Raw genomic sequence first — 13,495 nt, forward strand, 5'->3', positions numbered from 1 at the left:
GCGCGACTACTACGTGGTCAGCGTGGCGACGATCTCGTCGAGCGGGATCTGGCTCTGGTCGCCGGTCTGCATATCCTTCAGTCCGACGGTGCCCTCGGCCAGATCGCGATCGCCCAGGATCAGGGTGTACCGCGCGCCCGACCGATCGGCGGCCTTCATACCGCCCTTCACTCCGCGATCGCCGTAGACCAGGTCCACTCGGACCCCCGCCGCGCGCAGCTCACCGGCCAGCACCACCATCCGCTGTTTGGCGGCCTCACCGAGCGGAACACCGAACACCTCGCAGCGGGCCGGATCTCCCGCCGTGACGCCTTCGGCGGCCAGCGCCAGAACCGTACGATCGACACCCAGACCGAACCCGATACCGGACAGGGCCTGCCCACCGAGTTCGGCCATGAGGCCGTCGTAACGCCCGCCGCCGCCGATACCGGACTGCGCGCCCAATCCGTCGTGCACGAATTCGAAGGTCGTCTTGGTGTAGTAGTCCAGCCCGCGCACCATTCGCGGATTCAGCACGTACGGCACACCGAGTGCGTCGAGGTGCGCGAGGACCTGCTCGAAGTGGGTCTTCGCCGATTCCGACAGGTGATCGATCATCAACGGTGCCGACTCGGTCATCTCCCGCACCTCGGGCCGCTTGTCGTCGAGTACCCGCAGCGGGTTGATCTCGGCCCGGCGGCGGGTCTCGGCGTCCAGGTCGAGTCCGAACAGATATTCCTGTAGCCGCTCGCGGTACTGCGGGCGGCAGGTCTCGTCACCGAGCGAAGTGATCTCCAGCCGGAATCCCGTCAGGCCCAGGCCGCGGAAACCGGCATCGGCGACCGCGATGACCTCGGCGTCCAGCGCGGGATCGTCGACGCCGATGGCCTCCACACCGACCTGCTGCAGCTGGCGGTACCGGCCCTTCTGCGGCCGCTCGTAGCGGAAGAAGGGTCCGGCGTAGCTCAGCTTCACCGGAAGCTGGCCGCGGTCCAGACCGTGCTCGATCACCGCGCGCATCACCCCAGCGGTGCCCTCGGGCCGCAGCGTGACGCTGCGTTCGCTGCGGTCGGAGAAGGTGAACATCTCCTTGCTCACCACATCGGTGGATTCGCCGACGCCCCGGGTGAACAATTCGGTGTCCTCGAAGACCGGCAGCTCGATATGCCCGTACCCGGCGAGTCGGGCGGCGCGGAGCAGGCCGTCGCGTACCGCGACGAACTCGGCCGAACCGGGCGGAACGTAATCCGGGACCCCCTTCGGGGCGGAGAAGCTGCTGGTCTTGGTCACGGTGAACCAGTTTCCCCCACCCGGCCCGGTCGAGTCCAACCGGTTGGGCCGCACCTCCGCCCGAGCGGCCGTTCCGGGCGATATCCGGGTGTAGCGCGCCGGAGATGGCAGACTCTAGAGCCGGAAGCAACAGACCAGCCGCGACCGGCCGGGCCTGCCGGGTCCGGCCGCCGCACGGGAGGAACGTGGTAGTGCCCAGCAACGAACAACGCCGAGCGGCGGCGAAACGCAAGCTGGAACGACAGCTCGCCAACCGGGCCGAACGCGCGCGCAAGCGTAAACAACTGACCATCGCCGGATCGGCGCTCGGAGTCGTCGTGGTGATCGCCGCGGTGACCGGGGTGTACTTTCTGACCCGCGGGGGCGACAACGCCGATACGACGGCCCAGAACAGCGCCTCGCAGACACCGGACGCCTCGCTGTCCAGCACACCGGGCGCGGCCCCGCCGCCGCCCCCGGCCGCCAAGCCGGCCAGTGTGAACTGCACCTACCGCGACAGCGCCGAACCCGCGGCCAAACCGGTGCAGAAGCCGCGCACCGACGGTATCGAAACCGGGGCCGGCAACTCCTCGCTGAGTATCAGTGTGGACAGCAACCAGGGACCGATGGGGCTGACACTGAACAACGCGGAGTCGCCCTGCACGGTCAACAGCTTCGCCAGCCTCGCCGGCCAGGGGTATTTCGATGGCACCAACTGCCACCGACTCACCCAGGGTGAGGGGCTGAAGGTGCTGCAGTGCGGTGACCCGACCGGCACCGGCAGCGGTGGTCCGGGCTACGAATTCGACAACGAGTACCCCACCGATCAATACGCGCCGAACGACCCGGCCCTGCAGCAGCCGATCAGTTACCAGCGCGGTGTGCTGGCCATGGCCAATGCCGGGCCGGGCACCAATGGCAGCCAGTTCTTCATCGTGTACGGCAATTCGATGCTGCCGCCGAACTACACGATCTTCGGCACCGTCGACGAGGGTGGGCTGGCGACGCTGGACAAGATCGCCGGTCAGGGCCAGGACGAATCCAACGGTCCCGGCGACGGGAAACCCACCCAGCCCGTCACGCTGAACTCGGTCCGGATCGACTGATCCCGGCTGCCCGGCCGCCCGGCGAGTTCCGCTCACCTCGGTTTCCGGCGATATATGCTGGTCGGCGCAACGTTGCAAAGACTGTGCCCCCATTTCTCGGGTAATCTCGAAAAAGGGAGTGCGCGTGACCAAGTCGTGCTCATCGGCCGCAGTTCCGGGCCGGAGCGCCGCTCGCGGGTTCTCCCGGTGTTCGCGTCGCGCCGGGCAAACCTCCGCCGGGCGGTTCGCGGGCCGGACGGTGGATCGTCGATCCGCCGGTTCGGCTCGCTACGTCGTGGCACCACAACATCCAATAGTGCACACCGCAGTATCTGGGAGCAGCCATGTCCGAGGAACTGGACGACATCGGCCGGGAAACCGCGGCCATGATGAAGACGATGTTGCAGATCGCGACACTGGTCGCACTCAAGGCCCGGGAACGCGGTCAGCGTGAGGCCGAGATGCGGGTCAAGATGACCGAGGCCCGGGCGAAAGAGGCCCGGGAGCTGCAGATCCGCGAGGCGCGTGACGCCAAGTCCAAGGATCCGCGCAACCTGGCGCTCTCGCAGACCATTTCACGGTCTGTCGTGGAGGTCGGGCCGCCCGGCACCGCGGTACCGCAACGGGACGCGCCCGGCTATCGCGGGGTCCAGCTCGAGAAGGACCGCTTCTCGATGAGCTCCTTCGCCGAGAAATCCGATCAGGCCGGCAACGTGGCCGACGCGGTGCGTTACGACTCGGTGGAGCGGCGTGCCGCACTGGCCGCTCATCTGGCCAAGATCGGTGTCGCGCCGGAACTGGCCGCGGCCCGGATGCTGGTCGAGGTAGGTCAGGCGACCCCGCCGAGCGAGGCGGTCCGTACCCGGCCCGAGCAGGCACCGTCGGTACAGCGTGCCCGGGAACAGGAACAACTGGCCCGGGGTCTCGAACGCAGTCGCTAGGCACCGGTTCCGGCCGGAACAACGGAGAATGCCCGTCCCACTGGACGGGCATTCTCTTATTGTCGCGGCGGGCTACGGTCTCAGCGCCGCGCTTCGCTACCGGCCGACTGGAGGTTCTCGGCCGGCTCGGGGTCGGTCGGCTCCGGGTCGGCCGGCTCGGAGTTGTCGGCGGGATTGCTGAACATCCCGTGTGGCGGGGCCGTCAGCGGCAGCGGGATGAGCATATCCTTGTGCCCGTTGCGCACACTGCAGTACTTGAACGGACCCTTCGGATCGAGTAGCACGGCCATATGCTTATCGGCGTGGTCGAGAAACCACACACTCATCCCGGTGGCACCGTCCTGCCGGAGGTGCTCCCAGGCGCGCCAGACGGCGTCCAGTCGCGCGATGGCCTCCGTATGGTTCCACCATTCGGGGCACCACACGGTATCGCTGAGATCGCTGACCTGTCGGCGATAGACGACGCTGAGGTAGTTCTCGACGAACTCCACCACGTTCTTGTAGGTCGGTATCTGCTGCTCTTGGGGAGTCTCGGTCACCGCGGTCGAACCTCCTGCCTCTCTCCCGGCCCGTTCTCCGGGCCCGGGGGTGTTCCGCCCGGACCGTTATCCGGTTCCGTGGGTGCGCCTGCCGGTTTCTTGTCCAGCACTGTGGGTGCGCCTGCCGCACCGTGGTCCGGCTCCGTGGGTGGCTTTTTGATCAGCGCCGGGGACCCGATGAGATCGGTGACCAGTGTTTTGCGCTGCGGGTCGTGCTGCTCGATGGATTTCTTCACCGCGGAGGCGTACTCGCCCTCCCACCAGGGCACCGTGCGCACCAGAACCGGTGGGGCGCCGGAGGAGAACACGATGGCCCGGCCGCGCGGCAGAGTCGCCAGGGCCTGCACGGTGAAGGTCTTGGAGGAACCCAGCGAACGCGAATAGCTCTTACCGCCCTTGGATTCCGATACCGAGGCCGAGATGGCCGAATGCTCGCCGATCGACTCCGAACGCTCCCGCAGGAAGTTGGTGTCGTCCACGCCGCTACCCAGCACTTTGACATTGGCGGCCGACCACAGCGCGTACATCCCGTCGTCACCCCAGCACCGGGCGCCCTGCGCCCACGACTGCAGCACCGTCATCACCACGATGCCGCGGGAGCCGAAGTGGCTGTACTGCTTCGGCAGATCCTTCCACCGGACCACATTCGCCGCCTCGTCCAGCACCGCCAGCAAGGGAATCGGCAACCGTCCGAAGGCCGAACGCGAGGCCTTGCGCATCGCCACATCGATCACGGCCTCGGTGAGCGCGCTCACCAGCGGCGCCGCCGAACCCCGGCCCTCCAGCGACAGGCTGTAGAGCGTGCCGTTCTTCTCGATGAACTCCAGTTCGTCGAACTGGATCCGCGGTAGCTCCTGCTTTTTCTGGTCGTGCGGTGTGACCCATTTGTGCACGTTGCGCAGTTTCAGGCAGCGCACCATCTTCTTGGCGGTGCCGAAGATACCGCTGCGGGTGCGCGGATCGGCGTTGTACTGGGCGGCCAGGCCGGAGGCGGAGAAATCGTGGCCCGCGTCGCGCAGGAACTGAATGGGTTCGATGTTCTGCGGTTCGGTGACCCACTCCCAGATCTGGGTGATCGGTTTGTGCGCGATCGCGGCGGCCAGGAAGAGCCCGGCCAGCAGATCCTCGGCCTCGGGATCGAAAAAGGCGTCGTTACGGGAATCCGAACCACTGTCGCTGTCGGCGAAATGACCCGCCAAGCGCGCGGCCCGCATCTCGCAGCCGTCGCTGTTCGCGTCCACCCAGGCCAGCGGGTTCCAGTACCAGGTGGGATCCTCGGCGGCCACACCCTGCGGGTCGAAGACAAAGGTACGACTGCCCTTGGCCTCACGCACATCCCGGGTCGCGTCCACCACATCGCGTTTGTTCGAGGTGGCCAGGACCGGGCCGATCGCGGTGAGAATCGCCGGGATGACCCGCGAAGTCGATTTGCCCTGCCGCGGACCCCATATATCGAGATGCAGATCCTCGTAGGAGCCGTACAGCATCGTGCCGTCGGCCACGGCGACCCCGATCGGCACCCCGGGGGCGTCGTTGTAACCGAGTTTCACCCCCATGTTCTGGGCTTTCTCCCGGACACCGGCCTCGGTCAGCGCGGCGATGGCTCCGCCGTTGCCCATCACATCGGCCTTGTCGTCCACGGCGAGCCGGCCCACCAGACGTCTGGCGGTAGACCGCCGCCGGAACAGCACGAACAGCGCCAGCGCGAGCAGTACGAGCAGCAGGATCACGGTGGTGCCGGTGGGCCAGTGCAGCTCACCTTTGACCATTCCGGCCACGATATCGATCGGATTGACCGGCATATCCTGCTTCTGCAGCGAGAGCATATTGCCCAGATGCAGGGCCACCCAGATGGTTCCCAGGACGGCACCGCCGACGTAGATCGCGATCAGGGTCAGATCGGGCCCGACCACGGCCGGGTCCTTCAGCGGTTTCTTCTTCGCCATTCCTGCCTCCTGAATGATGCCTGCCGGGTCACCGGTAACCGTCGAGACGCCAGCCCTGGGGCGTACGTACAACGGTCGCGATAACGGTGGACGGCGCCAGGGGTTCCTCGCGGCCGTCCGGGTAGACGACGGTCTGCTCGATTCCGATCTTGAACTGTGCGACGGCGGGATCCGGTCCGGCCGGTGGACGATCCCCGGACGCGAAGGTGAACGCCTCCACCCGCGCACCCGCGGACGCCCAATCGCCCCACTGCAGTGAGACAGCCGGAGCGCCGGCGCTCGCCGGCGACGCGTCCAGCACCCGGACCAAACTGGGGCCCAGCCATTTCCGTGCCCGCTCCAGCGAGGCTCCCGGTACCTCGGTGGCAGGCTCCCACTGATAGATCTCGCGTAACGCCGCCACCGCGACACCGTCGGGAGTCACCGGATCCGGGGCGGGCACGGCCTCGAGCCGCCGGGGGGTCGAAGTGGCCACTGCACCACCCGATCCCACGTCCTCGCCACCGCCACTGCCACCGCATCCACTCAGTACCGTGATGGCCAGCATCAGCATCACCACCAGTCCCGCACCAGCACTCGTCTTCTCGTTCCAGGCTAACCGCCCGGACCTCGTAAACGGCGCCGATCCGCGCGTGTTCACAGCACCCTCCTCGCTCGGGCGTCACCGGGTACGGCGGTTTCGGCCACCCCACCGGGCGAGTCCGCGGTCAGCGCCGGGGCCGCCTGGATCATCTGCCCGCTGCCGATGTAGATCCCGACCCGCGCGGGTCCGCGCGGGCCGAACTCGCTGAACACCAGATCTCCCGGCTGGATCCGCGCCACCGGCACCTCGATCCCGGCCTCCCACTGCTGTTCGGCGGTACGCGGCAGGGATACGGCCCCGGACGAGGCGGCGAACACCGCCGCCGAAGTCAGACCCGGGCCGTCGAGCCCACCGCCACTGGGCCCCTGCGGACCACCGCCGCCCCAGACGTACGGCGTGCCGAGCCATTCGTGCGCGGCCTGGACCACCTGGTCGCCCGCCGATCCCTCGCTGTCGGGGCTGAAGCGTCCCGTGGCTCCCGGATCGCGATACTCCGCCTCCATGGCCAGGATATTCGTGACGTAGGGCTGGGTCTCGGAGTAGTGCGCGGCCACCTGGTTCGGCATCCCGCCGGACGCCAGGACCGCGCCCTCGCCCGCGTTGTAGGCCGCCAGGGTCAGCGCCACCACATCACCCTGGACCCTGCCCTCACCGATCCAGCCGGTTATCTTGTGCGCGATCGCGCACATGTACCGGCCCTGTCCGACGATGGCGTCACCGTCGTCCCATACGCTGGCCACCCCGTTACCGTCGGCGTCGATGACATACGGCTGTCCGTCGTCGGGATTGGTACTCGCGGCCGTGCCGGGCAGGAACTGCGCGAGCCCCTGCGCACCCGCCGGCGAGGTGAGACCACGCCGGAATCCGGATTCCTGCCGGCCCTGCGCGGCCAGCAGCGACGGGGTCACCTCGGGGCACAGCGACCCGGCACGGCGATACCAGATCTCCAGTTCGGGTGGCACTTTCCCGTCGGCCAGCGCCCCGCCCGCGGTGCCGAAACCGCGTACGCATTCCGGATCGGTCGAATAGGCGCGGGCGCCACCCAGATCGGGGGTGGGCGCGCCGTCGAGCCAGGGCATCGGGTCGATCTGCCGGCCGCCGGTGAAGCGGCCGCCCGGCACGATCTCGAAATGCAGGTGCGGACCGCTGGATTCACCGGCAGATCCGACCGTGCCGATATGCTGTCCGCCCCGGACGGTTTCGCCGACCCGCACCAGTACGCCGCTGTCCCACATATGGCCGTACACGGCGGAGTACGCGCGCCCGTTGCCCGGATCGATCGAATCGACGACGATCCAGTTACCGAAACCCGAGGCAGGGCCCGCGGCCACCACGACTCCGTCGGCCACCGAGAAGATCGGCGTACCGTCGGGGGCCGCCAGATCGATGCCCTTGTGCCCGCCGCCGCGGGACCCGAACACATCGGAGACCGAATACGTCCCGGCGGCCATCGGCCAGCTGCGGCCCAGCGGACCCGCACCGGCGGCCAGCGACGGTGTCGCGGTCAGCGTGGGGTTGGCGGTCGAGCCGTCCGGTACGGCGGTCTCCCCCGCGGCACGCGGATCACCCGGCGGATAGCCCCCCAGCGGCGGCAGGGTCGTCCGGCTCGGGTCGAGCACCGAACCACCCTCGCAAGGGTCGTCCACGGCCGGCATCACGATGACGAGGATGACCGTCATCAGACCGAGTACCAGGCCGAGGCAGGTCCACAGCACCGATTTCGCGTTCACCGGGCTCCCGCGGGGTTCACGTGTCGCGCCGGGTTTCGTTGAGAGTGTCGGCCAGGGCGCGGTTCACCTGCGCGGCGGCAGCCAGTTGCTGCTGCAACAGCGCGACCTTGCGACGCAGAGCGCCCGCGTCCATGCGCTCCAGGCTCGGTCCCTCCGCCGCGCGCACCCAGTTGCGCACCGAATTCGTGTGCACGCCGATCTGTTCGGCGACCAACCGGCACGCCTCCGATTCGCTGCGCAGTTTGCCGGTGAGAGCGAGGACCTGTTCCACCGCGGCGGCCCGGACCTCCGGTGAGACCCGGCGATAGGACCGATGCGGCATCATGAATTGCTCCCGCCTACCGGCTGCGAACCGTCCGGGGGCAAGGCCGGTACGGCGGCGAAACGGCCCGGATAGGAGGTGAATTCCTCGAAGCGCTGGTTGGTGTCGTGGATACCGCTGAGCTTCTCGGCGGGGGTGAATTCCATATGGAAGGGAATGCCCGGCCGCCGATCCTCACCGATCTTCAACAGGAATTTGCCGGTCCCGGGCGGAGACGGTCTGACCTGGCCGGGTTTGAGGGCCTCACCGGTCAGCGCCTGGGGTGCCGACCAACTGGTCACCATCTCCTCTTCGGCCGCGGTGAACGGCACCGTGCTGTCCAGTCGCTTGATCTCCTCGGCGGGCAGGGCGCCGAAGATCTTGGCCCGCGCCCGCTCCAGAAAACCGAGGGCCTTGGCGATGGCCGCCTCCGAACCCAGCGACTGCAGATCCTTGATCGTATGGCTGATCATGATCAGTGCGGTCGCGATACCGCGCTGCAGACGGGTGAGTTCGTCGACCCGGTCGACCATGAAATCGCCGAGGCCCAGAACCTGCCACAACTCGTCCATCACGACCTGGAAGTACCGCTGCGGCGCCATTCCGGCGTCGGTGAGGGTATGCGCCGCCTCGACTGCGGCGAAACCGTCCGCCCAGCAGGCCAGCATGACGGCGGCCTTGAGTTTCTTGTCGCCGTTGGGGATATGGGAGACATCGATGCACACCGCGACCGAATCGGTATCGATCGGCACCGAGGTCTGACCGTTGAACACCGCACCGAACGGGCCCTGGGTGAGGGCACGCAGCGACCGCCGCAAACCTCGGATCGCCTCGTGATATTCGACCGGGCTGTCGGCGCCGGCGTCGAGCATCATCTCCTCGCCACCGGCGACGATGACCTCCAGCAGATTCTCCATGATCGGCGGCTGCTCCGGCGTGTACCCACTGCCCGGCCGGTACAGGATGCGCAGCGCCGTGGCGATCAGCGTCTCCTCGTAATCGCGCACCCGCGCGCCGCGCACGAGTTCCACCAGGCCGGCGATCAGTGTCACCTGCCGGGCCCGCAGGTCCTGCAGCACCTGACGCTGCAACTCGGGGTGTTCCTCCAAGAGCGGCACGATATTGCCGAGCACACCGCCGGCGAGCGGATTGAGTTTGCCGTGCCCGTAACCGAGGTCGATCACCTGGCCGCCGACCATTTCCACCAGGCGCCGGTAGTCGGGTTTCACATCGGCGAGGATCAGCGGGGTGATGTTCTGCGCCACCCCGCCGAGCACGATCCGCCGCACCAGTGACGATTTACCGAACCCGTTGAGCCCCAGTACGAAAAGGCTCGGCGCGGTGATGAAGCTACCACGCATGAACCAGTTCATCGGATCGAAGCACACCGGTGACCCGGTGTGCAGATGGGAACCGAGCGGGGTACCGATCAGCGGGGCGCCGGCACCCACCGACCACGGCCACAGGCCCGCGACCTGCGCGGTGGTGGCACGGTACTCGACCGGCCGGCCCACCACGTTCATCCGGCCGCCGCCGGCCCCCGCGTAGCCGCGTTCGGTCAGCTGGGCGGTCTGCCGGTCGAACCCGTCCTGGTACTCCTGTTCGGCGCGAGCCGCGTAATTGCGGCGGCGGATATCGTCGGTGCGGACCCGGAAGGTGGCCCAGGCCGCGCGGATACCCGCGCCTTCCCGGCTCACCTCCTCCAATCGGGAACGAGTGGCCGCGTCCAGCAGTTGCGGGCCGGATTGCCGGCGCTTCTCGGCCCGCGCCTTCGCCCGGCGGGCCACCTTGTCGAATTCCGGTGTGCCCATCGCCCGGTCGGCGGCGGTATCGACCCGGGCGCGCCGGGTCCGATCCCGGCCGTCCGAGTCACCGTCGCGCGCGGGGCGGGCCCGGCGGTCGGCGCGCGAGCGTTCGGTATCGCGCCGTTCACCGGACGCGCGTTGCCCGTCCCGGTCGCCCCGTGCGCGCCGGTCGTCGTCCCTGCCCGCATGGGCCCGGTCGCCGCCTGCGACCCGGGTTCTGTTGCGCTCCCGTACGGGGGGCTCGTGCTCGCGTGCCATCAGTCGTTCACCCCGCCAATGCCTTGGGAATGGTCGCGTGCTCGGGCAGGATCACCCCGCAGCCGAGCGATGCCGCGAAGGCCGCCGCCTGGTAGCGGTAGCAGCGGCGAATCTTCAGCCGGGCCTGTGTGGACAGGTCACGGGTGATCGCCTCGATCCGCGGCAGGTCGCCGCGGCTCGGCTCGGTAATGGTGACCAGGGCGCCGAACCGCGTGACGCCATGGCCACGCGCCTGCTCCTCACGCGCCTGCTGGGTCGCACCGACCCGCAGGGTCGCCGAGGCCGACACCACACCTCGTTCGCTCTGCTGGGCGACCAGGGCGTTCTTGAAATCGTCGTCGACGATCTCGGCCGCGTCGGCCGCCGAATGCGGTCGGTACACGATGGCGATCCGTTTCCGCGGAACCTCCGGGTTCGGCGCCAGCAGCCGCTGCAGCACCCGCTCGTCCACCGCGCCCTCCGGCGCGGTATCCATCTCCCAGGTCACCGACCGGCCACCGTCGTGGATGAGGTGATCCCATTTCTCGTCGTGCGATACCGGACCGGCATCGGCCCAGTCCAAGCCGTGTCCCTCCGGCTCGCCCGCCGCCACCTCGAGATCGGCCTGCGAGGCGGGATCGTAGCTGCGCCGGATGAACGAGATCACCTCGTCGGCCGACATCGGCTGCGCCCGGACCCCCGCTTCGGCGAGCGCCGCGCAGATCCCCGGCAACCGGCGACCGATCTCGACCGCTTCCTCCGCCGGGTTCTTGCGGCGTTCGGCGGTGGTGGCCTTGAAGGTGATCGAGACCCGGGGCAGCAGTTGCACCCGCTCCTGCGGCAACTCGGTGGCCAGTTCGTACATCACCTGCTGCGCCAGATCCGGGGCCTCGGGCCGGGTGATCGTGGAAACCTCGGTAAGCAGCCGGTTGCCGGTCTCCGGGACGGTATCGATCACCGGAACCACCGCGACGATATCGCTGGTCTGACCGACCGAGGCGAGGAAGGTACCCCATGCCGACACCCAGCGGTCGATCACCGGTTGGTCCACCGCCTCGTGACCCTGCGGCCACGCCCGTAGCACCACGGTGTACTGCGCGAACTGCGGCAGATGGATCATTCCGAAGCTGTAACCGCCGGCATCGATCCCCTCGTAGAGCTTGGAGGGGGCGAGCAACCCCGGCAGCCGGGTGAAACCACCCGGCACCCGGGAGAACCGGCCGCCGCGGTACACGTGCTCACCGCGGCTACGCGAACGCATCCAGTGGAACATCATCAATCCCGTCTCGTAGCCCGAACGGCCGCCGCGTCGCATGACCAGCGGCGCCATGATCACCACACCGACCCCGCCCACGACGGCGCCCCATTGGAAACCGCCGACCATGGCGGTGAACAGCGCGGTGATCACCACGACGAACCCGAGCACGGTCTCTTCCCACCGCAGCCCGAAAAGACCGGCGCTGCGCGGTTTCTGCCACAGTCCGTAGGAGCGGCGTTCGTAGAATTCGGTGCTGGTCATCGCGGGATGGTGCTCCTACCGAGGTCGGGGGAACGGTTGGTCCAGCGGTCGCCCGCGACGTCACCCATGGCCTGGTCCGCGCGGGTCATCCCGGTGGTCGCGGAGCGGGCGGCGCCGATTCTGTTGGCCACGCGGGACGCACCGGACGGTACACCGCCGGTGGATCCGCTCGAGCGCGGTCCCTGCCCCCCCGCCGGGGCACCGCCGCCACCGCCACCGCGCGGCGGCGGCATCGGACGCGGGGCGCCACCACCACGACCGCCGCCGAGGGGCGGAGGTCCCGCGGCACCGCCGACATAACCGGCGCGACCGGGCGCGGCCGCACCCTTCGCACCGACCGCCTTGGTACCCATAGCACCCAGACCGGCTGCCGCGATAAGGGTTCCACCCGTCGCGGTGAGACCGGAGCCGCCGCTGCCGACAATGGCGACCGCGGGCGTGACCAGGCGCATCAGCGCCGGCAGGACGAACGCGACGCTGCACAGCAGCACGATCGCCACCAGCATCCGCTGGGCTTCCTCGGCCTCGGGCAGCCCACCCGCCGGGGTCATCTCGTCCACGTGCCCGGCGGTGGTGAACGCGATCATGTACACGATCGCCGCCACCGGTTTCCACAGCATGAAGGCGATGATCCAGCCGACCAGCTTCTGATACGACTGCTTTCCGGTACTCATCCCGGAGGCCGCCGCCGCCAACGGCAGGACGCCGGCGGCGATCACCAGCAACCCCTGCCGGACGATGGCCAGCACGATCTGAGCCAGTGCGCCGAGCAGGCCGACGATCGCGATGATGAGCACCAGGCCGGGCGAGAAAGCTTGCAGCTTACTGGTTTTCACCATCAGCTCGGCCATGTTGCGGGCATTGCCGTCGGTGGAGTCCTGGATGATCCATTCGGCGAAGCGGTCCGAGGCCACTGTTCCGGCCACGATCACCGCGCCCAGCATCCAGGAGCTGAACACCACCCTGGTGAACATGCGGAACGATTCGGCCGCTTCCTGCATAGCGCCACCGCGTCTGGACTCGGCCAATCTCAGACCGGTGATGATGATGGAGGCCATCAGCAGCAGTATCTGTATCTGATACGTGTAGTCGTTGATCTTGGTGAACAGCGAACCGGAGTCGCTGGCCACCTCGTTGGGCACCTTCATCCAGAACGTGAGTGCCAGGATGATGGCTTCGCCCAGACCGTTCATCAACGAATCGACCACTTTGCCGAAGGTCGAATCCCACGCCTTGTCCTTGACCGCGGTGGCCGCCTCACCCGGATGCGTGGCGGCGTTGCCCGCCTTGCACACCGCCGAGGCGGCGTCACCGAGCGAGATCCCCGGGATACCGAGCTCGTCGAGCGCGTCGTGTATCTCGTTGCAGGTCTCGTCGAACCCATAGGACTGACCGTAGGCCACGACGGGCGTCGCCATCGATACGGTGAAGATCACCGCGAGGATGGTGATGAGCCGTCTGGCCAGTGACACCCGGTGCGATACCGCGGGGATTCGCTCCCCGCGCTCGGACGGGCTGTCTTCGCGCGCTACCTGAGCTTCCACATTTCGTCCCAACATCG

The 13,495-nt window shown here is 68.2% G+C and carries 11 protein-coding genes; 2 read left to right on the plus strand and 9 right to left on the minus strand.

The annotated features are described in order from the left end of the window. Positions 1 to 9 precede the first annotated feature (9 nt). Positions 10 to 1,269, minus strand: a complete 1,260-nt coding sequence (hisS, locus tag IEY68_RS02775) for a histidine--tRNA ligase (RefSeq protein WP_058853208.1) — start codon at positions 1,267 to 1,269, stop codon at positions 10 to 12. 191 nt (positions 1,270 to 1,460) lie between these two features. Between hisS and IEY68_RS02780 the strand changes: the two genes are divergently transcribed. Further along, on the plus strand, positions 1,461 to 2,354 hold the full coding sequence (locus tag IEY68_RS02780) for a peptidylprolyl isomerase (protein ID WP_058853181.1): 894 nt from the start codon (positions 1,461 to 1,463) through the stop codon (positions 2,352 to 2,354). A gap of 323 nt (positions 2,355 to 2,677) precedes the next feature. Further along, a complete protein-coding gene (locus IEY68_RS02785; protein WP_058853182.1) occupies positions 2,678 to 3,274 on the plus strand; it encodes a hypothetical protein in 597 nt (198 codons plus the stop codon). Between the two features lie 80 nt (positions 3,275 to 3,354). Here IEY68_RS02785 and IEY68_RS02790 read toward each other — a convergent pair whose 3' ends face one another. Genes IEY68_RS02790 through IEY68_RS02825 form a run of 8 tightly spaced genes read right to left on the minus strand, consistent with a single transcriptional unit; the run spans position 3,355 to position 13,493 of the window. Then, the gene (locus tag IEY68_RS02790) at positions 3,355 to 3,813 is read right to left on the minus strand and encodes a DUF4913 domain-containing protein (RefSeq protein WP_082681109.1); all 459 of its coding nucleotides are present in this window, start codon (positions 3,811 to 3,813) and stop codon (positions 3,355 to 3,357) included. Further along, on the minus strand, positions 3,810 to 5,759 hold the full coding sequence (locus IEY68_RS02795; RefSeq protein ID WP_082681110.1) for a type IV secretory system conjugative DNA transfer family protein: 1,950 nt from the start codon (positions 5,757 to 5,759) through the stop codon (positions 3,810 to 3,812). Before IEY68_RS02795 ends, IEY68_RS02790 begins: the two co-directional genes overlap by 4 nt. Positions 5,760 to 5,787: 28 nt before the next feature. Then, the gene (locus IEY68_RS02800) at positions 5,788 to 6,399 is read right to left on the minus strand and encodes a hypothetical protein (RefSeq protein ID WP_058853183.1); all 612 of its coding nucleotides are present in this window, start codon (positions 6,397 to 6,399) and stop codon (positions 5,788 to 5,790) included. Continuing rightward, positions 6,396 to 8,072, minus strand: coding sequence for a peptidoglycan DD-metalloendopeptidase family protein (locus tag IEY68_RS02805; RefSeq protein WP_058853184.1), 1,677 nt, complete (start codon positions 8,070 to 8,072; stop codon positions 6,396 to 6,398). The genes IEY68_RS02800 and IEY68_RS02805 overlap by 4 nt, the downstream gene beginning before the upstream one ends. Before the next feature lie 16 nt (positions 8,073 to 8,088). Next, complete coding sequence (locus IEY68_RS02810) at positions 8,089 to 8,397, minus strand: transposase (protein ID WP_058853185.1); 309 nt, start codon at positions 8,395 to 8,397, stop codon at positions 8,089 to 8,091. After that, positions 8,394 to 10,436 (minus strand): putative type IV secretion/conjugal transfer ATPase, encoded by a 2,043-nt coding sequence (locus IEY68_RS02815; RefSeq protein WP_229718569.1) that lies wholly within the window; start codon positions 10,434 to 10,436, stop codon positions 8,394 to 8,396. The genes IEY68_RS02810 and IEY68_RS02815 overlap by 4 nt, the downstream gene beginning before the upstream one ends. Positions 10,437 to 10,443: 7 nt before the next feature. After that, the gene (locus IEY68_RS02820) at positions 10,444 to 11,934 is read right to left on the minus strand and encodes an SCO6880 family protein (protein ID WP_058853186.1); all 1,491 of its coding nucleotides are present in this window, start codon (positions 11,932 to 11,934) and stop codon (positions 10,444 to 10,446) included. Beyond that, complete coding sequence (locus IEY68_RS02825) at positions 11,931 to 13,493, minus strand: conjugal transfer protein TraG N-terminal domain-containing protein (RefSeq protein WP_229718570.1); 1,563 nt, start codon at positions 13,491 to 13,493, stop codon at positions 11,931 to 11,933. The genes IEY68_RS02820 and IEY68_RS02825 overlap by 4 nt, the downstream gene beginning before the upstream one ends. Positions 13,494 to 13,495: the final 2 nt, after the last annotated feature.

This window comes from Nocardia jinanensis (assembly GCF_014645735.1).
Lineage (GTDB): Bacteria > Actinomycetota > Actinomycetes > Mycobacteriales > Mycobacteriaceae > Nocardia > Nocardia jinanensis.

Excerpts from the sequence above, each read along its gene's own strand:
- IEY68_RS02785 (WP_058853182.1), top strand. The coding sequence starts at position 2,678 with ATGTCCGAGGAACTGGACGACATCGGCCGGGAAACCGCGGCCATGATG.
- IEY68_RS02795 (WP_082681110.1), bottom strand. The coding sequence starts at position 5,759 with ATGGCGAAGAAGAAACCGCTGAAGGACCCGGCCGTGGTCGGGCCCGAT.
- IEY68_RS02810 (WP_058853185.1), bottom strand. The coding sequence starts at position 8,397 with ATGATGCCGCATCGGTCCTATCGCCGGGTCTCACCGGAGGTCCGGGCC.
- IEY68_RS02815 (WP_229718569.1), bottom strand. The coding sequence starts at position 10,436 with ATGGCACGCGAGCACGAGCCCCCCGTACGGGAGCGCAACAGAACCCGG.
- IEY68_RS02820 (WP_058853186.1), bottom strand. The coding sequence starts at position 11,934 with ATGACCAGCACCGAATTCTACGAACGCCGCTCCTACGGACTGTGGCAG.
- IEY68_RS02825 (WP_229718570.1), bottom strand. The coding sequence starts at position 13,493 with ATGTTGGGACGAAATGTGGAAGCTCAGGTAGCGCGCGAAGACAGCCCG.